Origin of the sequence: Pseudomonas sp. BNK-44-b (assembly GCF_047456245.1) — a bacterium.
GTDB lineage: Bacteria > Pseudomonadota > Gammaproteobacteria > Pseudomonadales > Pseudomonadaceae > Aquipseudomonas > Aquipseudomonas machongensis.
Genome location: NZ_CP179908.1, coordinates 1,361,938 through 1,383,716, shown reverse-complemented (window position 1 = coordinate 1,383,716; position 21,779 = coordinate 1,361,938). Strand labels below are relative to the sequence as shown.

17 protein-coding genes and 1 pseudogene are annotated in these 21,779 nt (G+C 63.0%); 7 read left to right on the top strand and 11 right to left on the bottom strand.

Annotation, left to right across the window (positions count from 1 at the left end; genetic code table 11):
• Positions 1-146: 146 nt before the first annotated feature.
• Positions 147-362, top strand: a complete 216-nt coding sequence (gene rmf, locus ACMGGG_RS06530; protein WP_080642046.1) for a ribosome modulation factor — start codon at positions 147-149, stop codon at positions 360-362.
• 102 nt (positions 363-464) lie between these two features.
• Here the strand turns inward: rmf and ACMGGG_RS06525 are convergent, their stop codons facing one another.
• Positions 465-1,487 carry a quinone-dependent dihydroorotate dehydrogenase gene (locus ACMGGG_RS06525; RefSeq protein WP_414155078.1) on the bottom strand — a complete coding sequence of 341 codons (1,023 nt, stop codon included), beginning with the start codon at positions 1,485-1,487 and terminating at the stop codon, positions 465-467.
• 128 nt (positions 1,488-1,615) lie between these two features.
• Here ACMGGG_RS06525 and ACMGGG_RS06520 point away from each other — a divergent pair, with 128 nt between their 5' ends.
• The 4 genes from ACMGGG_RS06520 to ACMGGG_RS06505 all read left to right on the top strand — a co-directional run bounded on the left by ACMGGG_RS06520 (position 1,616) and on the right by ACMGGG_RS06505 (position 6,485).
• A complete protein-coding gene (locus ACMGGG_RS06520) occupies positions 1,616-2,830 on the top strand; it encodes a CmpA/NrtA family ABC transporter substrate-binding protein (RefSeq protein ID WP_414155077.1) in 1,215 nt (404 codons plus the stop codon).
• Positions 2,831-2,841: 11 nt separating this feature from the next.
• A complete protein-coding gene (locus ACMGGG_RS06515) occupies positions 2,842-3,417 on the top strand; it encodes an ANTAR domain-containing response regulator (RefSeq protein ID WP_054892484.1) in 576 nt (191 codons plus the stop codon).
• A gap of 181 nt (positions 3,418-3,598) precedes the next feature.
• The gene (locus tag ACMGGG_RS06510; RefSeq protein ID WP_414155076.1) at positions 3,599-4,810 is read left to right on the top strand and encodes a nitrate/nitrite transporter; all 1,212 of its coding nucleotides are present in this window, start codon (positions 3,599-3,601) and stop codon (positions 4,808-4,810) included.
• Between the two features lie 4 nt (positions 4,811-4,814).
• Positions 4,815-6,485 (top strand): protein kinase domain-containing protein, encoded by a 1,671-nt coding sequence (locus ACMGGG_RS06505; protein ID WP_414155075.1) that lies wholly within the window; start codon positions 4,815-4,817, stop codon positions 6,483-6,485.
• Positions 6,486-6,607: 122 nt separating this feature from the next.
• Here the strand turns inward: ACMGGG_RS06505 and ACMGGG_RS06500 are convergent, their stop codons facing one another.
• The 8 genes from ACMGGG_RS06500 to ppsA form a co-directional block, all read right to left on the bottom strand.
• Entirely contained in the window at positions 6,608-7,645 is a 1,038-nt protein-coding gene (locus tag ACMGGG_RS06500) for an OmpA family protein (RefSeq protein ID WP_054892467.1), read from the bottom strand.
• 111 nt (positions 7,646-7,756) lie between these two features.
• A complete protein-coding gene (gene sigX / locus ACMGGG_RS06495; RefSeq protein ID WP_172964783.1) occupies positions 7,757-8,347 on the bottom strand; it encodes an RNA polymerase sigma factor SigX in 591 nt (196 codons plus the stop codon).
• Between the two features lie 87 nt (positions 8,348-8,434).
• A complete protein-coding gene (locus tag ACMGGG_RS06490; RefSeq protein ID WP_414155074.1) occupies positions 8,435-9,259 on the bottom strand; it encodes a mechanosensitive ion channel family protein in 825 nt (274 codons plus the stop codon).
• 2 nt (positions 9,260-9,261) lie between these two features.
• The gene (locus ACMGGG_RS06485) at positions 9,262-9,516 is read right to left on the bottom strand and encodes a hypothetical protein (protein WP_054892470.1); all 255 of its coding nucleotides are present in this window, start codon (positions 9,514-9,516) and stop codon (positions 9,262-9,264) included.
• A 98-nt stretch (positions 9,517-9,614) separates the two neighbouring features.
• Positions 9,615-10,610 (bottom strand): zinc transporter ZntB, encoded by a 996-nt coding sequence (locus tag ACMGGG_RS06480; protein WP_054892471.1) that lies wholly within the window; start codon positions 10,608-10,610, stop codon positions 9,615-9,617.
• A 27-nt stretch (positions 10,611-10,637) separates the two neighbouring features.
• Positions 10,638-11,129, bottom strand: a complete 492-nt coding sequence (gene rraA / locus ACMGGG_RS06475; protein WP_054892472.1) for a ribonuclease E activity regulator RraA — start codon at positions 11,127-11,129, stop codon at positions 10,638-10,640.
• A 122-nt stretch (positions 11,130-11,251) separates the two neighbouring features.
• The gene (locus ACMGGG_RS06470) at positions 11,252-12,217 is read right to left on the bottom strand and encodes an alpha/beta fold hydrolase (RefSeq protein ID WP_414155073.1); all 966 of its coding nucleotides are present in this window, start codon (positions 12,215-12,217) and stop codon (positions 11,252-11,254) included.
• 167 nt (positions 12,218-12,384) lie between these two features.
• A complete protein-coding gene (gene ppsA / locus ACMGGG_RS06465) occupies positions 12,385-14,760 on the bottom strand; it encodes a phosphoenolpyruvate synthase (RefSeq protein ID WP_054892474.1) in 2,376 nt (791 codons plus the stop codon).
• A gap of 181 nt (positions 14,761-14,941) precedes the next feature.
• Between ppsA and ACMGGG_RS06460 the strand changes: the two genes are divergently transcribed.
• Positions 14,942-15,760 (top strand): pyruvate, water dikinase regulatory protein, encoded by an 819-nt coding sequence (locus ACMGGG_RS06460; protein ID WP_054892475.1) that lies wholly within the window; start codon positions 14,942-14,944, stop codon positions 15,758-15,760.
• Positions 15,761-15,880: 120 nt separating this feature from the next.
• Here the strand turns inward: ACMGGG_RS06460 and ACMGGG_RS06455 are convergent, their stop codons facing one another.
• Complete coding sequence (locus ACMGGG_RS06455; RefSeq protein WP_414155072.1) at positions 15,881-20,746, bottom strand: NAD-glutamate dehydrogenase; 4,866 nt, start codon at positions 20,744-20,746, stop codon at positions 15,881-15,883.
• Positions 20,747-21,077: 331 nt separating this feature from the next.
• Here ACMGGG_RS06455 and ACMGGG_RS06450 point away from each other — a divergent pair, with 331 nt between their 5' ends.
• Positions 21,078-21,431, top strand: coding sequence for a hypothetical protein (locus ACMGGG_RS06450; protein WP_063543983.1), 354 nt, complete (start codon positions 21,078-21,080; stop codon positions 21,429-21,431).
• Between the two features lie 122 nt (positions 21,432-21,553).
• Here the strand turns inward: ACMGGG_RS06450 and ACMGGG_RS06445 are convergent.
• Positions 21,554-21,745: pseudogene (locus tag ACMGGG_RS06445) on the bottom strand (hypothetical protein); the annotation flags it as partial.
• Between the last annotated feature and the right edge of the window lie 34 nt (positions 21,746-21,779).

The following is a 21,779-nucleotide window of genomic DNA, read 5'->3' as shown; positions in this document are numbered from 1 at the left end:
GTTAGAACTGACCTCAGGCCGCTTCGCAACGAGGCGGCACTTTCAGCTCGCCACGCCGGCAGCGAGCGCAAAACCGGCAGAAAGATTCTGCCCGGCCTCGGAGAGGCCGACGGGACATTACAGTCAACAAGTGAGGGCAACACCCTATGAGAAGACTTAAGCGTGATCCGTTGGAAAGAGCATATTCACGTGGCTACCAATACGGGGTAACCGGCAAATCCCGCGAACTTTGCCCCTTCAATCTGCCATCCGTTCGCCAGGCATGGATCAACGGTTGGCGTGAAGGTCGCGGCGACAACTGGGACGGCATGACCGGCACCGCTGGCATCCAGAGACTCAACGAAAATCACGCCGTTGGCTGAACGAGGACACTGAATTCGAGTCACCATGCACGCCCCATCCGGGCGGCGGGCTGCGGCCCAGGGGCCCCTTGAAGGGGCCCTTTTTATTGGGCCGCGTCTTTGTTAGCGGGGCAGCGCCGCAATTGCATCCACCGCTTCGCGAATCAGTGCAGGGCCCTTGTAGATGAAGCCCGAATAGATCTGCACCAGGCTCGCACCGGCTGCGATTTTCTCGGCGGCATGGCGACCTTCGGTGATCCCGCCCGCAGCGATGATCGGCAACTTGCCGCCCAGTTCACCAGCCAGCACCTTGACGATGTGAGTGCTCTTCTCCAGCACCGGCGCGCCGGACAACCCACCCGCCTCGCCCCCGAACGGCAGCCCTTCGACCCCTTCGCGACCCAAAGTGGTATTGGTCGCGATTACCGCATCCATGCCCGACTCGACCAGGGCTGCCGCCACCAGCGCGGTTTCCTCATCGCTCATGTCCGGTGCGATCTTGATCGCCAGCGGCACGCGTTTGCCGTGCTCGCTCGCCAGCTGTTCACGACGCTCGGCCAGCGCGTCGAGCAGTTGCTTGAGCGAATCACCGAATTGCAGGCTGCGCAGCCCGGGAGTGTTGGGCGAGCTGACGTTGACCGTGATGTAGCTGGCCTGGGTGTAGACTTTTTCGAGGCAGATCAGGTAATCGTCCTGGGCACGCTCGACTGGCGTGTCGAAATTCTTGCCGATGTTGATGCCCAGCACGCCGTCGTAACGCGCCGCGCGCACCCGTTCCAGCAGGTGATCCACACCTAGGTTGTTGAAGCCCATGCGGTTGATGATCGCAGTCGCTTCCGGCAGGCGGAACAACCGTGGCTTCGGATTGCCAGGCTGTGGCCGCGGGGTGACAGTGCCGATCTCGACGAAGCCGAAGCCGAGCTGGGCGAAGCCATCGATGGCCGCGCCGTTCTTGTCCAGGCCTGCGGCAAGGCCCACGGGGTTGGCGAAGTTCAAGCCCATGACGGTCACCGGCACCGAGGCCGGGCGCTTGCACAGCAGGCCATTGAGGCCAAGGCGGCCACCGGCGCCGATGAGGTCGAGCGACAGGTCGTGGGAGGTTTCCGGGGAGAGCTTGAACAGCAGCTGGCGGGCCAGGGTATACATGGGCAGGCAGGACTCGGGGGTGAGTGAGGGATGCGATTATAGCCAGCGCGCCGTCCGCGCGACAGGGCCTTGGCACATGGGTTGCTTCGAAGCGCTGGCAACCCGATCGGTACGGGTGAGGATATTTCGTGAACACAGCCCCTCCGACAACACCCTTGGCCTGGGTCAACGGCAGCGATGCACCCGAGAAACCCAGCCTGAACATCGGCTTCATGGCCCTGACCGACTGCGCCTCGGTGGTGGTCGCGGCCACGCAGGGCTTCGCCCAACTCCAGGGTCTGACCCTCAATCTGCAGCGTCAGGCCTCCTGGGCCGGGACCCGAGACAAACTCGCCAGCGGCGAACTGGATGCTGCCCACTGCCTGTACGGGCTGGTCTACGCCATGCACCTGGGCATGGGTGGTGCCGTGGCCAACGATATGGCGGTACTCATGGGCCTGAACCAGAATGCCCAGGCCATCAACCTTTCCCCGGAACTGCAGCGCAAGGGCGTGACCAGCCCTGAAGCACTGGCACGGCTGGTGCACCAGCGTGGCGCACGCCTGACCTTCGCCCAGACGTTTCCCACCGGCACCCACGCCATGTGGCTGTACTACTGGCTGGCCGGCCAGGGCATCCACCCGCTGCACGATGTCGACAGCGTGGTGGTGCCACCGGCACAGATGGTCGCACACCTGCAGGCCGGGCGTATCGACGGCTTCTGTGCCGGCGAGCCCTGGTCGGCAGACGCCGTGGGGCAGAACCAGGGTTTCACCCTGGCAACCAGTCAATCGATCTGGCCGGACCATCCAGAAAAGGTCCTGGCCAGCACCCGCGCTTTCGTCGAGCACTACCCCAACAGCGCCCGCGCGCTGGTCAAGGCGATACTCGCCGCCAGCCGTTTCATCGAGCAAAGCGCGGAAAATCGCCGAGGCACGGCGCAGCTGCTCAGCGGCAGGGCCTACCTGGATACGCCAGTCAGCAACATCGAACCGCGCCTGCTGGGCGACTACCACGACGGGCTGGGCAACCGCTGGCAGGATCGTCACGCCCTGCGCGTGCATGATCAAGGTCGGGCGAACCTGCCCTATCTGTCCGACGGCATGTGGTTCATGACCCAGTTCCGACGCTGGGGCCTGCTGCGCGAGGATCCGGACTACCTGGCGGTGGCCACGCGTGTGCAGCAACTGGCGCTGTACCGTGAAGCAGCCCAGGCCGTGGGCGTACCCTGCGCCGATGCACCGATGCGCAGCAGCCTGCTGATCGACGGCATCCGCTGGGACGGCAGCGACCCCCATGCCTATGCCCGCAGCTTCCGCCTGCACGCCCTGGATGACGCCCCGCACATGCGGGTTGGTTCGTGAAGGTGGCCACCATGCTGCGTATTCTGCTGATCGATGATACCGAGAAGAAGGTCGGTCGCCTCAAGGCTGCTCTGATCGAAACTGGCTTCGATGTGATCGAGGCGCCGGGGCTGACCATCGACCTGCCCACCTGCGTCGAAACGGTGCGCCCGGATGTCGTGCTGATCGATACCGAGTCACCGGGTCGCGATGTGATGGAACAGGTGGTGCTGGTCAGTCGCGACCAGCCACGGCCCATCGTGCTGTTCACCGACGAGCATGATCCGGGGGTGATGCGCCAGGCGATCCAGGCCGGCGTCAGCGCCTACATCGTCGAAGGCATCCATGCAGCGCGCCTGCAGCCGATCCTCGACGTGGCCATGGCCCGCTTCGAGAGCGACCAGGCGCTCAAGGCGCAGCTGCTGGCTCGCGACCAGCAGCTGGCCGAACGCAAGCGCATCGAACAGGCCAAGGGCCTGCTGATGAAGATGAAGGACTGCAATGAAGAGCAGGCCTACACCCTGATGCGTCGCCAGGCCATGAGCCGTCAGCAGAAGCTGATTCAGGTGGCCGAACAGATCATCGCCATGTCCGAGATGCTTGGCTGAGTCGATGTTGGCCCGGCTCTTGCTCAGCCAATAGCTCAGGTAGCCAACGGCGGTTGCCACATCATCCCGACAAAGACGTCGCTCTCCCCTCCACGCTGATGGACCGGGTAGCGACGTCTTTTTCATTTGCGCCCTGCGCAGGCAGGGCATGACAACCGTTGCAAGCCGCGCGAGGTGTTCAATGAATACGAGCTTCTGGAAATCCGGGCATGTGCCTACGCTGTTTGCCGCCTTCCTCTACTTCGACCTGAGCTTCATGGTCTGGTACCTGCTCGGTCCCTTGGCAGTGCAGATCTCCGCCGACCTGCAGCTGACTGCCCAGCAACGGGGCCTGATGGTGGCAACACCGATCCTGGCCGGTGCCATATTGCGCTTTATCATGGGCATGCTGGTCGACCGACTGTCTCCCAAGACTGCCGGGCTGATCGGCCAGGTCGTGGTGATCGTCGCCCTGGCCTGTGCCTGGTTCATGGGCATCCACAGTTACGAACAGGCGCTGCTGCTGGGCGTGTTCCTCGGCGTTGCAGGTGCCTCGTTCGCCGTGTCGCTGCCGTTGGCGTCGCAGTGGTATCCACCTCAGCACCAGGGCAAGGCCATGGGCATCGCTGGTGCGGGTAATTCCGGAACGGTGTTCGCAGCCCTGCTCGCCCCAGTGCTGGCCGCAGGTTTCGGCTGGAACAACGTGTTCGGTTTCGCCGTCATCCCGCTGGTGATCACTCTCGTGGCCTTTGCCCTGCTGGCACGCAATGCCCCACAGCGCCCCAAGCCCAAGGCGATGGCCGACTATTTCAAGGCACTTGGCGACCGTGACAGCTGGTGGTTCATGTTCTTCTACAGCGTCACCTTCGGTGGCTTCATCGGCCTGGCCAGCGCCCTGCCGGGCTACTTCAGCGACCAGTATGGTCTGAGCCCGATCACCGCCGGCTACTACACGGCGGCCTGCGTATTCGCCGGCAGCCTCATGCGCCCGCTGGGCGGTGCCCTCGCCGACCGTTTCGGTGGCATCCGCACCTTGCTCGGGATGTACAGTGTGGCGGCGCTGTGCATCGCCGCGGTCGGCTTCAACCTGTCCAGCGCCGCGGCAGCCCTGGCCCTGTTCGTCAGCGCCATGCTTGGTCTGGGCGCTGGCAACGGTGCGGTGTTCCAATTGGTGCCGCAACGCTTCCGCCAGGAAATCGGGGTCATGACCGGCCTGATCGGCATGGCCGGTGGTATCGGTGGCTTCCTGCTGGCGGCAGGCCTGGGTGCAATCAAGCAGCACAGCGGCGACTATCAGCTTGGCCTGTGGCTGTTCGCCAGCCTGGGGTTGCTCGCCTGGTTCGGCCTGTACGGGGTCAAGCGTCGCTGGCGCACCACCTGGGGTTCGGCTGCCGTAACGGCGGCGCGGGTCTGACCGCATGAGCTTGCAACTGGCTTTCGCCCAGGCCAGCGCCACCGGCCCGCGCCCGGAAAACCAGGATGCCCTGCGCCTGGTCACCCCGGCCGCAGAGCTGGCCGCCAGCAAGGGCTACCTGTTCGCCCTCGCCGACGGCGTCAGCCAGTGCGCCGATGGTGGCCTGGCCGCCAGGGCCAGCCTGCAGGCCTTGGCACTGGACTACTATTCCACTCCCGCCACCTGGGGGGTGGCCCAGGCCTTGGATCGGCTGCTGCTGGCGCAGAACCGCTGGCTGCGCGCCCAGGGCAACGGTCAACCGCTGATGACCACGCTGACCGCCCTGGTGCTGCGCGGCAAGCGGTTCACCCTCGCCCATGTCGGCGACTGCCGCGCCTACCACTGGCACGACGGTCGCCTGTCGTGCCTGAGCGATGACCATGTCTGGGACCAGCCAGGGATGCATCATGTGCTCAAGCGCGCCTTGGGTCTGGACCAACACCTGCTGGTCGATTACCGGGAGGGTGAACTGCAGCCAGGCGAGTGCTTCGTGCTGCTCAGCGATGGTGTCTGGTCAAGCCTGAGCGATCAGCAGATCCTCTCGATCCTGCGTGAGCAGCCTGACTTGCAGGTGGCCGCCGATACCCTGGTCGCCACCGCGCACCTGTGTGGCAGCCAGGACAACGCCAGCGCATTGCTGGTCAGGGTCGAACAACCGGGCTCGGCGAATCTGGGGGACACCCTTGCGCAGTTGCAGGAATGGCCGATACCAACCGCCCTGCGTACGGGCCAGCGCATCGATGGCTGGTGTGTTGAGGCGCTGCTCGCCCAGAGCCGACAATCCTTGCTCTACCAGGTCAAGGATACCCAGGGCCAGACATGGCTGCTCAAGACCCTCCCACCGGCCCGCGAAACCGATCAAGGCGCCGCCCAACGGCTGCTGCTCGAAGAATGGTTTCTGCGCCGGGTTGCTGGCCGACACTTCCCCGAGGTGAATGCCGCCAGCCAGCGCCAGCACCTGTACTACCTCATGCGCCAATATCCCGGCCAGACGCTTGCCAGCTTGTTCGCCGAGCATGGGCCCTTGCCACTACCGCAATGGCTGGAACTGACGCGCCAGTTGCTGCAGGCGGTGGGTGTGCTGCACCGGCGCAACCTGCTGCACCGCGATATCAAGCCGGAAAACCTGCACCTGGGTGAAGATGGTCAACTGCGCCTGCTGGATTTCGGCCTGGCGTATTGCCCAGGGCTGTCAGAGGATCAGCCGCACGATCTGCCCGGCACGCCTTCGTTCATTGCCCCGGAAGCCTTCGATGGTGAGCCACCGACACCCCGCCAGGATCTCTATGCCGTTGGCGTGACCCTGTACTACCTGCTGACCGGGCACTATCCGTACGGCGAAGTCGAGGCGTTCCAGCGCCCACGCTTCGCAACGCCAGTCAACGCTGCGCGCTATCGTCCCGACCTGCCGGAATGGTTGCAGCGCAGCCTGGAAAAAGCCGTCTCGGTGGACCCTGCACAACGTTTCGAAACTGCCGAACAATGGCTGCTGCTGCTCGAACGCGGTGACCGCCAGGAGTTGGCCATGCGCCCTCGCCCCCTGCTGGAGCGCGAGCCGCTGAAGGTCTGGCGAACCTTGGCGCTGTTGTCGATGGTGTTGAACCTGGTGCTGCTGTACATCCTGCTTAAAAGGTAAGCCTGAGCGAACCTCTTCGCGGGCAAGCCCGCTCCCACAGATGCACGCCCGTGCGGCACACCCAAATCACAGGCAAAGAAAAACCCGGCCGAGGCCGGGTTTTTCGTGAAGCTTCAAACCAATTACTTGGCCTGGGCTTCTACCTGAGCTTCTACGCGACGGTTAACGGCGCGGCCAGCTTCGGTGGCGTTGTCAGCAACTGGACGGGTCTCACCGTAGCCAACCGAGTCAACACGGTTGGATTCGATGCCGTACTGCTGGGTCAGAACCTGCTTGACAGCATTGGCACGACGCTCGGACAGCTTCTGGTTGTAAGCGTCTGGACCTACGGAGTCAGTGTGACCTTCAACCACGGTGGTGGTTTGTGGGTACTGCTTCATGAAGTCAGCCAGGTTCTTGATGTCGCCGTAGCTGTTAGGCTTGACGACCGACTTGTCGAAGTCGAACTTCACGTCCAGCTCAACGCGGACGTTTTCAGCGGCAGCCGGGCAGCCGTCGGCGTCAACGGTAACGTTGGCCGGGGTGTCAGGGCACTTGTCGACGTTGTCGCAGACGCCGTCGTTGTCGCTGTCGGTGCAGACTTCGGCAACCGGAGCAGGAGCAGGAGCTGCGGACTGCTTCGGGCTACCGCCGAAGTTCAGGCCAACGCCGACGCTCGGTGCCCACTCGGTGTCACCTTTGTCGATGTTGTACTGGGCTTCAACGCCGGCACGGGCGTAGAACATGTCGGTGATGTACCACTTGGCACCAGCGCCCAGGTTGGCGAAGGTGGAGTGGTCACGACCGCCACGGCCGGTCTGGCCCAGCGACTGGTGGGAGAAACCAGCCGAAACGTACGGACGGATAGCGTCGTACGGGTTGTTGAAGTGGTAAACGGCATCCAGGGCGGTGTTCGAGCCCTTGATGTTCTTGCCGTCGTCGCCACGAGCGTTGTGAACTTCGTCGTAGCCCAGACGCAGTTCAACGTCGTCGGTCAGGAAGTAACCGATCGAGCCGCCGAACAGGTTGCCGTCGTTCTTGAAGTCGCGCTGGCTGTCGAAGAACTCCTTCTTGTAGAAGATCTCGGTTTCGACGGCGCCTTGGCCTTGTGCCATAGCGCCAATCGAGGTGGCGGCTACGAGCGAACCAATGGCCAAGCCCAAGGTATTTTTCAATTTCATCCGTTAAATCCCCATCTGGTGATAGTTAAGCAGCCCCACCAAAATCCGGGGGGACAACTCGACGGCAAGTCTAGCAGACCTTGCCGATTCGTTTGAGCCATTTGCATAAGACTAAGTTTCAACCGAGTCCGCAAATTTCTCACGAAGCTTGTCGAGCGCACGCTTGTAACGCATCTTCGTGGCGCTCAGGCCCATGTGCATGATGTCGGCGATCTCCTGAAACTCCAGCTCTGCGACAAAACGTAGCACCAGAATCTCCCGGTCGATCGGGTTCACATACACCAGCCATTTATCCAGCCCGCCTTTTTCTTCAGCTTTCGGAGCCTTGTCCTCGGACGCCTCTTCGACGGGGTCCAGGCTCAGGGCATCCATCAACCTTCTCTTGCGACGCTCCTTGCGGTACTGGGTGATACATTCGTTGTAGGTGATGCTGTAGAGCCAGGTCTTGAACTTCGATTTGCCCTCGAAATTCTTCAGGCCGTACAACACTTTCAGCATGACCTCCTGACAGACATCGTCAGCATCCCGATCGTTCCCCAGATAACGTGCACAGACGTTGAACAGGGTCCGCTGGTAGCGCCGCATGAGTTCCTCATAGGCGCGGGTAACATGAAACAGCTCCTCATGCGAACGCGCCACCAACTCCTCGTCGGTGAGCTCGCGGGGGTCGTAACGCATGGGCGGCGAATAGACTTTATTCAAAACGGATCTGGCCGACAGTCAGGTCAATGTCGCCGCTCAGCCCTTGGGCCGATTTTTGCGGCGGCATACATTAACAGCTTTGTGCGGTTAGCGGCTATTGACGCGCTGCTCAAGCAGCACCCGATTGGACAGCGACACCAACTCGCCATCATCGGTCAGTAGCGTCGTCTTGACCGTCCCGATCTCTTCGATATGCCCTTCGACCTCTCCAATCCGCACCTGCTGGCCAACCTGATACAACTCGCGCACGTAGATCCCGGCAAGGATCTGTCCGGCGATTTCCCGGCTGCCCAGGCCCATTGCCAGGGCCACGGCCAGACCAACGGTAATCAGTCCGATGACGATCACATGGTTGAGCAAGTCGGTCTTGACCTCAAGCTGGCTGATCGCCACCGAGATCGCGATGATGATGACCAGCCCCTGGGCAACGCGCCCGACGCCCGCTGCGTATTCCAGGCCGATGCCTTCGGCAGCGCCGCGCACCAGGCCGTTGACCAGCTGCGCCAGCAGTACACCGGCCAGCAATACCAGCGCCGCACCAAACACTTTGGGCAGGTAGAGGGCAAGCATGTCGAGGGTGGCGGAAACCCGCTCCAGGCCCAGCGATTCGGCGGCGGAAACCAGGAAGATCAGCAGGATGAACCAGTAGACGATCTTGCCGATCAAGGTCGAGATCGGCACCTGGATACCGACCCGGCCGAGCATCTTGGTCAGCCCGGTCCCGCTCATCAGGCGGTCGAGACCGAACTTGGCGAGCAGCTTGGACAGCAGTGTGTCGAGCAGCTTGGCCACCACGAAACCGAGCAGCACCACGACCAGCGCGCCGAACAGGTTGGGGATGAAGTTCGCCACCTTGGTCCAAAGGGCAGTCATGGCGGTGACCAGGCTCTGGGTCCAGAGATCGAGTTCCATATTCAATCGGCCTTATCAGCTTTCTGTCTGCCAGCGGCAGGGGTACGGCGCACCGGCGCGACATGCGCCGAGCCATTGTTGACAGCGATCAGCAGCGCCTGGCTCCAGCGGCCCAGCAGGCTGAACAGATCGCCCGCGCCAACCTGACGGTTGGCGGTTTTGAGCACGCGACCCAGGCAGGCATCGTCATCTCGGTCATGGCCGGACGGCGACGCCTTGAGCAGGTCGCGCAAGGATTCTTCAAACGGATCGTGCATGGGCACCTCGCGTGATGTCAGTCAAAGACGAGAGCTCTGGCCAACGGGTCACACAGCGATGTGGGACGAATGTTTCAAAATACATACGTGATCGTCGCTCAGACCCAGCGCAACTTGCGCAACAACCACCATTGCCCTGCGGCCAGCCCCAACACCACCAGGCAGGCGAACAGAAAGCCGTAGGGGTTCTCGGCCCCTGGAATACCACCGACATTGATGCCGAGCAGGCCGGTGATGAAGCTCATCGGCAGGAAGATGCAGGTGATGATGCCGAAGCGGTACATGGTCCGGTTCATCCGCTCGCTGCGCCGCCGGTCCTCGCCTTCCAGCACCAGCGCAGCGCGCTCTCGGGCCAGTTCCAGCTCCTCGAGATAACGGATCAGGCTGTTGTTCAGCTCGTTCCAGTAATCGGCATCGGCGTCGGCGAACCAACTCCACTTGTTGCGCGAAAGCTGAGCATAGATGTCACGCTGCGGCGCCAGGAAACGACGCAGGCCGGCGGCACGACGACGAATCTGCTGCAGGTTGCCCTGGGCCGGGCTATACCGTTCGTCGGATTCTACCTTTTCTTCCTCGAGATCGACCGCTTCGGACAGGTCGCTGACCAGTGCCTGGACCTTTTCGGTCAACAGTTCACCCATCAGCAGCAGCAATTCGGAGGCCGATTTCGGCCCCCTGCCCTCATCCAGTTGCTGCAAGACTTCGTCGCTCGCGCGCAAAGGCCGCAGCCGCAACGAAATGACGCGCTGCGCTTCGGCAAAGATGCGCACCGAAACCATGTCTTCCGGCTCTGCGCCAGGGTTGAGGTTGACCCCGCGCAGAAACAGCAGCAACTGCTCGTTGGCCAACGGCAGCAGGCGTGGGCGAGTGTTCTCCTCGAGCAGCAGGTCGCAGGCAAACTCGCTCAGGCCGCTATCGTGCAGCAGCCAGGTGCGGGTTTGCGGATGACTGCGGTCCCAGTGCAACCACAGGCTCTCTTGCGCCTGCAATTGCAGGTTGTCCAACTCGGTACGGGCAATGGCGCGCGCGCCTCCCTTGCCGTCGAGCACCAGGGCATGGACCAGCCCCCACTGCGCGTTGTCTTCCTCGAACATCAATGCTCCATCAGCGCGCGCGGCGCATCACTCCGGCATTTTCAGGGGGCTTGGCGAGACGATCACGCCATTGTTGTCGGCGTAGATGTATTCGCCGGGGCGAAAAGTGACGCCGGCAAAGCTGACCACGACGTCGAGGTCGCCAATGCCGCGCTTGTCGGTCTTCATCGGATGGCTGGCCAGGGCCTGCACGCCGACATCAGTCTGCACCAGCACATCCACGTCACGCACACAGCCGTAGATCACCAGGCCTTCCCAGCCATTCTTCGCCGCTTTTTCCGCGAGCATGTCGCCCAGCAGCGCCCGGCGCAGCGATCCGCCGCCATCGACCACCAGGACCTTGCCCTTGCCGTCGAGCTCGACCTGCTCCTTGACCAGGGAGTTGTCCTCGAAGCACTTGATGGTGACGATCTGGCCGCCGAAGGAATCGCGGCCGCCGAAATTGCTGAACATCGGCTCCAGCACCTGGACCAGGTCCGGGTAGGCGTCGCACAGGTCGGGCGTTACGTAATGCTGCATGGGAAGCTCCTGTCAGTCACAACGAAAGCGGGTATCGGGCAAGGCTACACCCTGAAGGCCGTTGCAGTCATCCGGGACCAGGCAGTCAGTTCGGCGCTACGACTTGCCCGCGAATGACCTGCTTACTCAATTGTGGCGGGCGGCGCCTGAACGTCGCTCAACCAGCGCGCCACCAGCGGCCACACCTGCGTCTGCGCCGCCTTGCTCACCAGCATGTCGACATGCCCGAAGGCTTCGAAGCCCTTTTCACGGCCCAGGCGCAGGAACTGCTTGCGCTCATCGCCCCACTGCTCGAACAGTTTGCGACAGGCCCACACCGGATCCTGGAAATCCGCTGCACCCGCGACTGCCAGCAGCGGTACATCCATCTGCGCCAACCCCGCCCACCAGTCTCGGTCCTTGACTCCGAAACGGCCGAACAGGCCATGCCAACGCAAGCTTTCCAGGGCCAGCCCGATCGGCTCGTCCTCCGGCCCACGCTTCAATCTGCGGCCGGAGAGCTGGGCAAATCGCTTGACCAGCAAGCGCGCACCCCACGCCACGGGCGGCACTTTCAACGGCCAGTAGATCCGGCTGACCTGGGTGCCGAACAACGCCACGCTGGCCACGCAGGCGCTGTCCAGGTAGCCGCCACCCAGTGCGGCCGCCAAGGTGGTGCCGCCCAGCGAATGGCCAATCCAGTGCGGCGCCTGGCCGGCTATTTCCTGGACGAAGGCGCCGATCACCGGCAGGTCGAAACGCGCGTAGTCGGCCACGGTGTTCTGCCGCCACTGGCGGTTGCGCGGCGACAGGCCATGCCCGCGCATTTCCGGAATCCACACGTCGAAACCGGCACGTGCGAGGAAAGCCCCCAGGCCAATGCCCTTGGGCGAATACCAGAAACGACGATTGGAGAAACTGCCGTGCAGGAGAATCACCGGCACTCCGGGGGTGGAGTGTTGATCGGCAAGCCCGAGACGGGTCAGGGCCAGTTCGACACTGGCGTCGGGGCTGTTGCCCGCCTTGATCCGGTAAACGTCTTCACAGAGGTCGCCGCGGCGCTCGGCACTGAGCAGGGCCACGGGAAAAAGGGTGCTGCTGCTTTGCATGGATTCACAGAATGAAAAGGGGAAACAGGATGGGGAACTGCCACGCTGAACCTGGGCTGCAGCGCATTCGCGGGCAAGCCCGCTGCCACAGGGCTCGGTGGCAGCGGGTTTGCCCGCGAAAAGGCAGAAACGCGGAGCGCGTCAGGACGCGCCCCGCGCCGGTTACATCAAGCGGCGCCCTGACCTTCGGCCAGGAAGAACCAGGTCTCGAGTACCGAGTCCGGGTTCAGCGAGACGCTCTCGATGCCCTGCTCCATCAGCCACTTGGCGAGGTCAGGGTGGTCCGATGGGCCCTGGCCGCAGATGCCGATGTACTTGCCGGCCTTGTTGCACGCGGCGATAGCATTGGCCAGCAGCTTCTTGACCGCAGGATTTCGCTCGTCGAACAGGTGGGCGATGATCCCCGAGTCGCGGTCCAGGCCCAGGGTAAGCTGGGTCAGGTCGTTGGAGCCGATCGAGAAGCCGTCGAAGTATTCCAGGAACTCTTCGGCGAGGATGGCGTTGGACGGCAGCTCGCACATCATGATCACGCGCAGGCCATTGTCGCCACGGGCCAGGCCATTCTCGGCGAGCAGGTCGACGACCTGGCTGGCTTCACCCAGGGTGCGCACGAACGGCACCATGATCTCGACGTTGGTCAGGCCCATCTCGTTGCGCACGCGCTTGAGGGCGCGGCACTCGAGTTCGAAGCAGTCACGGAACGACTCGCTGATATAGCGCGAGGCACCGCGGAAGCCCAGCATCGGGTTTTCTTCTTCCGGCTCGTAGAGCTTGCCGCCGATCAGGTTGGCGTACTCGTTGGACTTGAAGTCCGACAGGCGCACGATCACCTTTTTCGGGTAGAAAGCTGCGGCCAGGGTGCTGATGCCCTCGACCAGCTTCTCGACATAGAAGCCCACTGGATCGCTGTAGCCAGCGATGCGCTTGTCGACGCTCTCTTTCAGCTCAGGCGGCAGGCCCGCGTAGTTGAGCAGTGCCTTGGGATGCACGCCGATCATGCGGTTGATGATGAACTCCAGGCGCGCCAGGCCTACGCCCGCATTGGGCAGTTGGGCGAAATCGAAGGCGCGGTCGGGGTTGCCGACGTTCATCATGATCTTGAACGGCAGTTCCGGCATGGCATCCACCGAGTTCTGCTTGACGTCGAAGCCCAGCTCACCCTCGAAGATGAAGCCGGTGTCGCCTTCGGCGCAGGATACGGTCACGCCCTGGCCATCTTTCAACACCTGGGTGGCGTTGCCGCAACCGACCACGGCCGGGATACCCAGCTCACGGGCGATGATCGCGGCGTGGCAAGTACGGCCACCGCGGTTGGTGACGATGGCGCTGGCGCGCTTCATGACCGGTTCCCAGTCCGGGTCGGTCATGTCGGAAACCAGTACGTCGCCTGGCTGCACCTTATCCATCTCGGACACATCGTGGATCACGCGGACCTTGCCGGCGCCGATACGCTGGCCAATGGCGCGACCTTCGACCAATACCGTGCCCTTCTCTTTAAGCAGGTAGCGCTCCATGACATTGGCGCTGGCGCGGCTCTTCACGGTCTCGGGGCGAGCCTGCACGATGTACAGCTTGCCGTCGTCACCGTCCTTGGCCCATTCGATGTCCATCGGGCGCTGGTAGTGCTGCTCGATGATCATCGCCTGCTTGGCGAGTTCGTTGACCTCGGCGTCGCTCAGGCAGAAGCGCGCACGCTCGGCACGGTCGACCTCGACAGTCTTGACCGAACGACCGGCCTTGGCTTCGTCGCCGTAGACCATCTTGATCGCCTTGCTGCCCAGGTTGCGGCGCAGGATGGCCGGGCGGCCTGCCTGCAGGGTGTTCTTGTGCACGTAGAATTCGTCAGGGTTGACCGCACCCTGCACGACGGTTTCACCCAGGCCGTAGGCGCCGGTAATAAATACCACGTCGCGGAAGCCCGACTCGGTATCGAGGGTGAACATGACGCCAGCGGTGCCGGTTTCTGAACGCACCATGCGCTGCACGCCGGCCGACAGGGCGACCAGCTTGTGGTCGAAGCCCTGGTGCACGCGGTAGGAAATGGCGCGGTCGTTGAACAGCGAGGCGAACACTTCCTTGGCCGCGCGGATCACGTTGTCTACGCCACGGATATTGAGGAAGGTTTCCTGCTGGCCGGCGAACGAAGCATCCGGCAAGTCTTCGGCGGTCGCCGAAGAGCGCACGGCCACGGCCATGTTGTCGTTGCCGGCAGCCATTTCGGCGAAGGCGGTGCGGATTTCGGCGTCCAGACGTGCCGGGAAATCGGCCTCCATCACCCACTGGCGAATCTGTGCGCCGGTCTTGGCCAAGGCGTTGACATCGTCGACATCCAGCGCGTCGAGCGCGGCATGGATGCGGTCGTTCAGGCCACTTTGTTCGAGAAAGTCGCGATACGCCTGAGCCGTAGTGGCAAAGCCGCCCGGCACCGATACGCCGGCACCGGCAAGATTACTGATCATCTCGCCCAGGGATGCGTTCTTGCCCCCCACATGCTCCACATCATGGACGCCGAGCTTATCGAGGGAAACTACGTACTCTACCAAGGTGATCTCTCCACTAACTGTATTGGAAAAGCTCAAGGGCGCCCGCCTGTCGACTCTGCGGCTGGGCCGGGACGCTTGTGGCCTGGACCTGGAAAATAAGTGAGAATGCCGAACGACCGCGTTCGGCAAACCGAACCTATCATATCCAGAAACATTCGGCAGCTTAAGGCCTCAGGTGCAAATGAAACGATCCGCGTTCTTCATCTCCGACGGTACCGGCATCACGGCCGAAACACTGGGCCAAAGCCTGCTGGCGCAGTTCGAAAGCATTCCCTTCGCCAAATTCACCCGCCCCTACATCGATACGCTCGACAAGGCGCGCGCCATGGTCCAGCAGATCAATGCCGCGGCCGAGCGCGACGGTGTGCGCCCCATTATCTTCGATACCATCGTCAACCAGGACATCCGTGAGGTCATGGCTACGTCCAATGGCTTCATGATCGACATCTTTTCGACGTTTTTATCCCCGCTCGAGCAGGAATTGACCGCCCATTCGTCGTATTCCGTGGGCAAATCGCACTCGATCGGTGGCAATTCCAACTACATGGAGCGCATCGAGGCGGTCAACTTCGCCCTGGACAACGACGATGGTGCGCGCACCCATTACTACGACAAGGCCGACCTGATCCTGGTGGGCGTGTCGCGCTGCGGCAAGACACCAACCTGCCTGTACATGGCCATGCAGTTCGGCATCCGCGCCGCCAACTACCCGCTGACCGAAGACGACATGGAGCGCCTGCAGTTGCCGGCCGTGCTGAAAAAGCACCACAACAAGCTGTTCGGCCTGACCATCGACCCCGACCGCCTGACCGCCATTCGCCACGAACGCAAACCCAACAGCCGCTATTCGAGCTTTGCCCAGTGCGAATTCGAGGTGCGCGAGGTAGAGAACCTGTTCCGCCGGGAGAACATTCCCAACATCAACTCCACGCATTTTTCGGTGGAAGAGATTTCGGCGAAGATTCTCGTGGAGAAAGGGGTGGAGCGGCGGTTCAAGTAAGGTCGGCCGCGGCCTTTTAGCGGGCAAGTCGCAGCGGCGAACCACAGCCCACAGGGCCGCTAGAGACGAATAAAAAAGCCCCGGCATTGCTGCCGGGGCTTTTTCATTTCAGGGCCAAGGTCAGGACGGAATCACCACCGACTGCCCGCTCAGCGCCAGGTCGACCAGCTCGCGGTTGGCCACCGCGTACATCGCATAGTCGGTGCCTGTGGCGTTGCGCAGGTCGTCGAGCATGGCGCGCCAGCGCTCGACCATCACCCGGTGCTGCTCGGCCCACAGCGCCACGCGGGCGTCCATGTCGTCCGGTGCATCGGCCATCTGCAGCACGGAAATGGTGATCGCGCGCTGCTGCAGGTCGATGTCGTCGCGGAACGCCTCGCGGGCCAGGGCCTGCCAGTTGTTCTCCACCGGCAGGTTGCTGATTTCCTGCAGGTACCAGGTCAGGTCGAGCGCGCTGCCCACGGCGAAGAACGCCTTGGCCACCTGCGCCGGATCGTGACCGGTGACATCCGAAGCTTCGATGATCGGCAGCAGGGTGTACAGGTGAGTAGTGCCTGCCACCATGCGCGCCAGCAACTCCGGCACCCCGGCTTCGACGAAGCCCTGGTAGCGCACCTGCCAGCGTTCGCGGGTCGGCCCTTCCAGCAGTTCGTCGAGCTTGAGCCCCAGTTGCGCGATCTTCGGCCCGAAATGGGCAGCGTCACGACCGGCATCCTGCTCGTTACGACGGCTGCGCAGGAACCAGCGGGTGGCACGACGCCCCAGGCGCATCAGCTCGTCCATCAGGGTCAGCTGGATCTCGGCCGGCACCTGGTAGTCCAGCGCCTCGATCTGGCGGAACCAGTGCGGCAGGTGGAAGATGTCGCGCACGATCACGTAGGCACCGGCAACGTTGGCCGGGCTCATGCCGGTGGACTCCTTCAGGCGCTGCACGAAGGTGATGCCCATGTTGTTGACCAGGTCGTTGGCGATCTGGTTGCTGACGATCTCGCGCTTGAGGCGGTGACGGCGCATGGCTTCGGCGAACTTGCTGACCAGTGACGGCGGGAACGCAGTCTCCATGTCACGGGTCAGGTAGTCGTCGTCCGGCACCAGCGACTTGAGCAGTTGCTCCTTGAGATCGATCTTGCTGTACGAGATCAGCACCGACAGCTCGGCACGGGTCAGGCCCTGGTCGGCCGCCAGGCGTTCGGCCAGTTGCTCTTCGGTCGGCAGGAACTCGATGGCGCGGTCCAGCTTGCCCCGCGACTCAAGGTCGGCCATCAGGCGCTTGTACTCGGCGATCCGCTCGCGGGCGCGGCGGGCCGCAAGCGACAGGGCCTGGGTCTGCTTGTAGTTGTTGCCGAGCACCAGCGAGGAGACTTCCTCGGTCATGCTGCCCAGCAGCTGGTTGCGCTGCTTCTCGGTCATGTCGCCAGCCTGCACCACTTCGTTGAGCAGGATCTTGATGTTGACCTCGTGGTCGGAGCAGTCCACGCCACCGGCGTTGTCGATGAAGTCGGTGTTGGTGGCGCCGCCATGCAGGCCGAACTCGACGCGACCGAGCTGGGTCATGCCCAGGTTGCCGCCCTCGCCCACCACCTTGCAGCGCAGCTCGTTGCCGTTGACGCGCAGGGCGTCGTTGGCCTTGTCGCCGACATCGGCGTGGCTCTCGCTGCTGGCCTTGACGTAGGTGCCGATACCGCCATTCCACAGCAGGTCGACCGGCGCCTGCAGCAGTGCGTGCAGCAGTTCGGTCGGGGTCAGGCGGTCGGCTTCGATGGCGAAGCGTTCCTTCATCTGCGGGCTGATGGCGATGCTCTTGGCGCTACGCGGGAAGATCCCGCCGCCTTCGGACATGATCGCGCTGTTGTAGTCGGTCCAGGCCGAACGCGGCAGCTCGAACAGGCGCTTGCGCTCGGCGAAGCTGGTGGCCGGGTCCGGATTCGGGTCGACGAAGATGTGCAGGTGGTTGAATGCGGCTACCAGTTGCAGCTTGTCGGACATCAGCAGGCCGTTGCCGAACACGTCGCCGGCCATGTCGCCGATGCCGACCACGGTGATCGGGTCTTCCTGCACGTTGATGCCGCGCTCACGGAAGTGGCGCTGCACGCCCACCCAGGCGCCACGGGCAGTGATGCCCATGCCTTTGTGGTCGTAGCCAGCCGAGCCACCGGAGGCGAAGGCATCGCCGAGCCAGAAGCCGTAGTCGTTGGCGATGCCGTTGGCGATGTCGGAGAAGGTCGCGGTGCCTTTGTCTGCGGCTACTACCAGGTAGGGGTCGTCGTCGTCATGACGCACCACGTTGGCCGGCGGCACCACGCCACCGTCCTTGAGGTTGTCGGTGATGTCGAGCAGGCCACTGATGAAGATGCGGTAGCAGGCGATACCCTCGGCGGCGATCTCGTCGCGGCCGCCACCCAGTGGCAGGCGACGCGGCAGGAAGCCACCCTTGGCGCCGACCGGCACGATCACCGAGTTCTTCACCTGCTGCGCCTTGACCAGGCCCAGCACTTCGGTGCGGTAGTCTTCCTCGCGGTCCGACCAGCGCAGGCCGCCGCGGGCGACGTTGCCAAAGCGCAGGTGCACGCCCTCGACCCGCGGCGAATAGACGAAGATCTCGAATTTCGGTACGGGCTTGGGCAGCTCGGGGATCAGGCGCGGGTTGAACTTGAAGCTGAAGTACGACTTGCTCTGGCCAGCGGCGTCGGGCTGGTAGAAGTTGGTGCGCAGGGTGGCCTTGATCAGGTCCAGGTAGCGACGCAGGATGCGGTCCTCGTTGAGCACCTGGACGTCGTCCAGGGCGGTGAGGATCGCCTGCTCCAGGCGCTGCTGCTTGTCGTCCAGGTCATCCTGGCCGAGCTTGCGCGCGAGGTAGAAGCGGGTCTTGAACAACCGCGTCAGCTCGCGGGCGATGTCGGTGTGGTTGTTCAGGGTGCTGGCGATGTAGCCCAGATCGAAGCCCAGGCGGATCTGCTTCATGTAGCGGGCGTAGGCGCGCAACAGCGCCACATCGCGCCATGGCAGGCCGGCGGTGAGCACCAGGCGGTTGAAGGCGTCGTTCTCGGCGTCGCCCTTGACGATGTGGATGAAGGCATCCTGCAGGGTGTCGTTGAGCTGCTGCAGGTCCAGGTTCAGGCCTTCGCTGTAGGTGAAGGCGAAGTCATGGATCCAGAACTCGCGACCGTTGGCGTGGCGCAGGCGGTACGGGAATTCACCCAGCACGCGCAGGCCGAGGTTCTCCAGGATCGGCAGCACGTCGGACAGCGCCAGCGGCGTGTCGGCGTGGTACAGCTTGCAGTGCAGCTGGCGCTCGCCCAGTTGGGTGAGTGGCTGGTAGAAGCTCATGGCCAGCGGCTTGGCTTCGGACAACGCCAGCACATGCTGCATGTCCACCACCGCCGAATGCGCGGCGAAGCGCTCGCGGTAACCCGCCGGGAAGCCCTTGGGGAAGTCGGCGAGGATGTTGGTGCCCTGGGCTTCGCCGAAGTTCTCCACCACCAGCGCGGAGAAGTCGTCCTGCCACGAGCGGCAGGCCTGGATCACTTCGTTTTCCAGCTGCTGCGGGTCGATGTCGATGCGGTTCTTCGGGTCGACCCGCAGGATCAACTGCACACGCGCCAGCACCGACTCGGAGAAGAAGGTCCAGAACTCGCAGTCGGTAGCCTTCAGGCGCTCCATCAGCACTTGCTGGATCTTCTGGCGCACTTCGGTGGAGTAGATTTCACGCGGTACGTAGGCCAGGCAGTAGCAGAAGCGGCCGTACGGGTCCTTGCGCAGGAACACGCGGATCTTGTTGCGTTCCTGGATCTGCACGATCGACATGACGGTGTTGAACAGCTCGTCGATCGGGGTCTGGAACAGGTCGTCGCGCGGCAGCACTTCGAGCACCTGCGTGAGTTCCTTGCCCAGGTGCGCCTTGGGGTCGAAGTGCGAGCGGCGCTCGATCTCGGCGACTTTCCCGCGGATGTACGGGATGGTGTACACGCTTTCGCCGTACACCGTCGAGGTGTACAGGCCCATGAAGCGGCATTCCTTGATGACCTTGCCATCGGCATCGATCTGGCGGATCGACACGTAGTCCGGGTAGGCCGGACGGTGCACGCGGCTCGGTTGCGAAGCCTTGGCGAACGACAGCAGGCGCGGCTCGCGCAGGTAGCTGACGGCGTAGTCCTCGATGCGCAGGTCTTCATTGCTCAGGCCGCTGCGCAGCACGCGCGGCAGGCCGAGGAAGGACGATTCGTCGTAGACCAGGCTGCCGCCGGCAGCGTCGGACTCGACCACGAACTCTTCGTAGCCGAGGAAGGTGAAGTGGTTGTCCAGCAGCCAGGTGAGGAAGCTCTGCACCTCGGCCTTGTCGTTCTGCGCCGGGCCGAAGGCGTTTTCGCCCACCAGCGCCAGCAGGTCGCGGACCTTGGCCTTCATCGGGTCGAAGTCGGCGACGACGACGCGCACATCGGCCAGCACCAGCTCCAGCTCGCGGGTCAGGCTGGTCAGCTCGGCGGCATTGGCGCAGCGGTCGATCTCCAGGTACATCAGCGACTCGTGACTGACGCCTTCACCCTGGGTGCCCTTGGGCAGCAGTTCGAGCAGCTCGCCCTTCGGCCCGCGGCGGGCGCTGAGCACGGTGGTCTGCAGGGTGTGGATGCTGTAGCCGCGGCGGTTGAGTTCGGTGCGTACCGAGTCGACCAGGAACGGCAGGTCATGGTGCAGCACTTCGACCACGGTGTGCGTGGATTGCCAGCCATGGCGTTCGTAGTCAGGGTTGTAGACCCGCACTTGCGCAGTGTTCGGGTCGAAGCGCTCGATGGTGCGCCAGGCAGAGAGGGTGCAGCCGGCCAGGTCGGACAGCCGACGCTGGGTGAGTTCGTCCAGAGAGATGATGCCGAAGAACTGTTCGGCGAACAGCGCCACTTGTGGCAGGGACTGCTCGCTGATGTGCTGCGCCAGGGCCGCCTGCAGTTGATGCTGGAAGTCGGCTTTGCTGGCTGCGGTGAAAAACGCCATCTGTGGTACTCCGCTTGGGCTTTGTTATAGGTGAAGCGTCGTGTACGTGCGCCATGTACGGATCAACGATAGCCAACCCGTAGCAGGAAGACGGTAAAACCAAGGCGTAGGACGCTTCCTTCGCGTCCATGTTCCAGGGATGGGCAGCTGCAAAGACGACTGCCGGTGGCTGTGTCTTTACGGTTGTCCATCAACTGGGCAGCTTAACGACTGAGCGGTCATCCCGGCTTGCAGCGCTGCGACATATTCGGTCAAAGGGCGGTAACATTGCGTTTATGCGCAAGGCCCAGACTGGCACAATCGCATTTCATTTCCTTGAACCGAGCTGCCCATGCAACTGAAAACCGCCCTGCTCTTCGCCACCCCCTGCGATGACGAGGAAGACAACATGGCGACCCTGTGCTGCCACAGCGACAAGGGCCAGATGTTCCTGCTCACCCGCTATCCGGACGAAGACACCGTCGATCTCACGCTGGACGACGAACCGTCGACGCTGGACGGGCTGAAAGTGACCTTGAGTGCCGAGCGCCTGCTGATCGAGGTTTCACCAGGGGATCGGGATGCACTCAGGGGTGATGAATCGCTGGAGATCCTGCTTACGTCGGCCGGAAGCGATCTGGAGGAAGTGGCGCTGACGCTGCGCAATATTCTCGAGGGAACGGGGACGTTCGTTTCCGAGATCTGAGACGGCGCTCCCGTTGCGGGTCAGCCCGCACAGGGGTAAGCAAGCACCGACAGCGCACACAACAAAGGCGACCCAAGGGTCGCCTTTGTGTACTTGCGGATCAGCGCATGGATCGAAAGCGCTTACTTGCTTTCCTTCGCGAGGGTGCCCAGCGACGCATCCTTGACCAGGTAGCGGCCTTCAAGGTCGCTCAGCACCTTGAGACTGTTGCGCCCCATGACCACGCCGACTTCGACTTCCTGCTTGAGGTAGATGACCTCACCGGCCTTCGCGTTCACGGTCATCTCGGCCCAGTTCTCGGCCTTGGAGCTGATCCCGAATTACACAAATCGCTGTAATAAGCTGGTT

Coding starts and splice junctions, on each gene's coding strand:
- rmf (WP_080642046.1), top strand. CDS start 147: ATGAGAAGACTTAAGCGTGATCCGTTGGAAAGAGCATATTCACGTGGC.
- ACMGGG_RS06525 (WP_414155078.1), bottom strand. CDS start 1,487: ATGTATACCCTGGCCCGCCAGCTGCTGTTCAAGCTCTCCCCGGAAACC.
- ACMGGG_RS06515 (WP_054892484.1), top strand. CDS start 2,842: ATGCTGCGTATTCTGCTGATCGATGATACCGAGAAGAAGGTCGGTCGC.
- ACMGGG_RS06510 (WP_414155076.1), top strand. CDS start 3,599: ATGAATACGAGCTTCTGGAAATCCGGGCATGTGCCTACGCTGTTTGCC.
- ACMGGG_RS06505 (WP_414155075.1), top strand. CDS start 4,815: ATGAGCTTGCAACTGGCTTTCGCCCAGGCCAGCGCCACCGGCCCGCGC.
- ACMGGG_RS06500 (WP_054892467.1), bottom strand. CDS start 7,645: ATGAAATTGAAAAATACCTTGGGCTTGGCCATTGGTTCGCTCGTAGCC.
- ACMGGG_RS06490 (WP_414155074.1), bottom strand. CDS start 9,259: ATGGAACTCGATCTCTGGACCCAGAGCCTGGTCACCGCCATGACTGCC.
- ACMGGG_RS06485 (WP_054892470.1), bottom strand. CDS start 9,516: ATGCACGATCCGTTTGAAGAATCCTTGCGCGACCTGCTCAAGGCGTCG.
- ACMGGG_RS06480 (WP_054892471.1), bottom strand. CDS start 10,610: ATGTTCGAGGAAGACAACGCGCAGTGGGGGCTGGTCCATGCCCTGGTG.
- rraA (WP_054892472.1), bottom strand. CDS start 11,129: ATGCAGCATTACGTAACGCCCGACCTGTGCGACGCCTACCCGGACCTG.
- ACMGGG_RS06470 (WP_414155073.1), bottom strand. CDS start 12,217: ATGCAAAGCAGCAGCACCCTTTTTCCCGTGGCCCTGCTCAGTGCCGAG.
- ACMGGG_RS06460 (WP_054892475.1), top strand. CDS start 14,942: ATGAAACGATCCGCGTTCTTCATCTCCGACGGTACCGGCATCACGGCC.
- ACMGGG_RS06455 (WP_414155072.1), bottom strand. CDS start 20,746: ATGGCGTTTTTCACCGCAGCCAGCAAAGCCGACTTCCAGCATCAACTG.
- ACMGGG_RS06450 (WP_063543983.1), top strand. CDS start 21,078: ATGCAACTGAAAACCGCCCTGCTCTTCGCCACCCCCTGCGATGACGAG.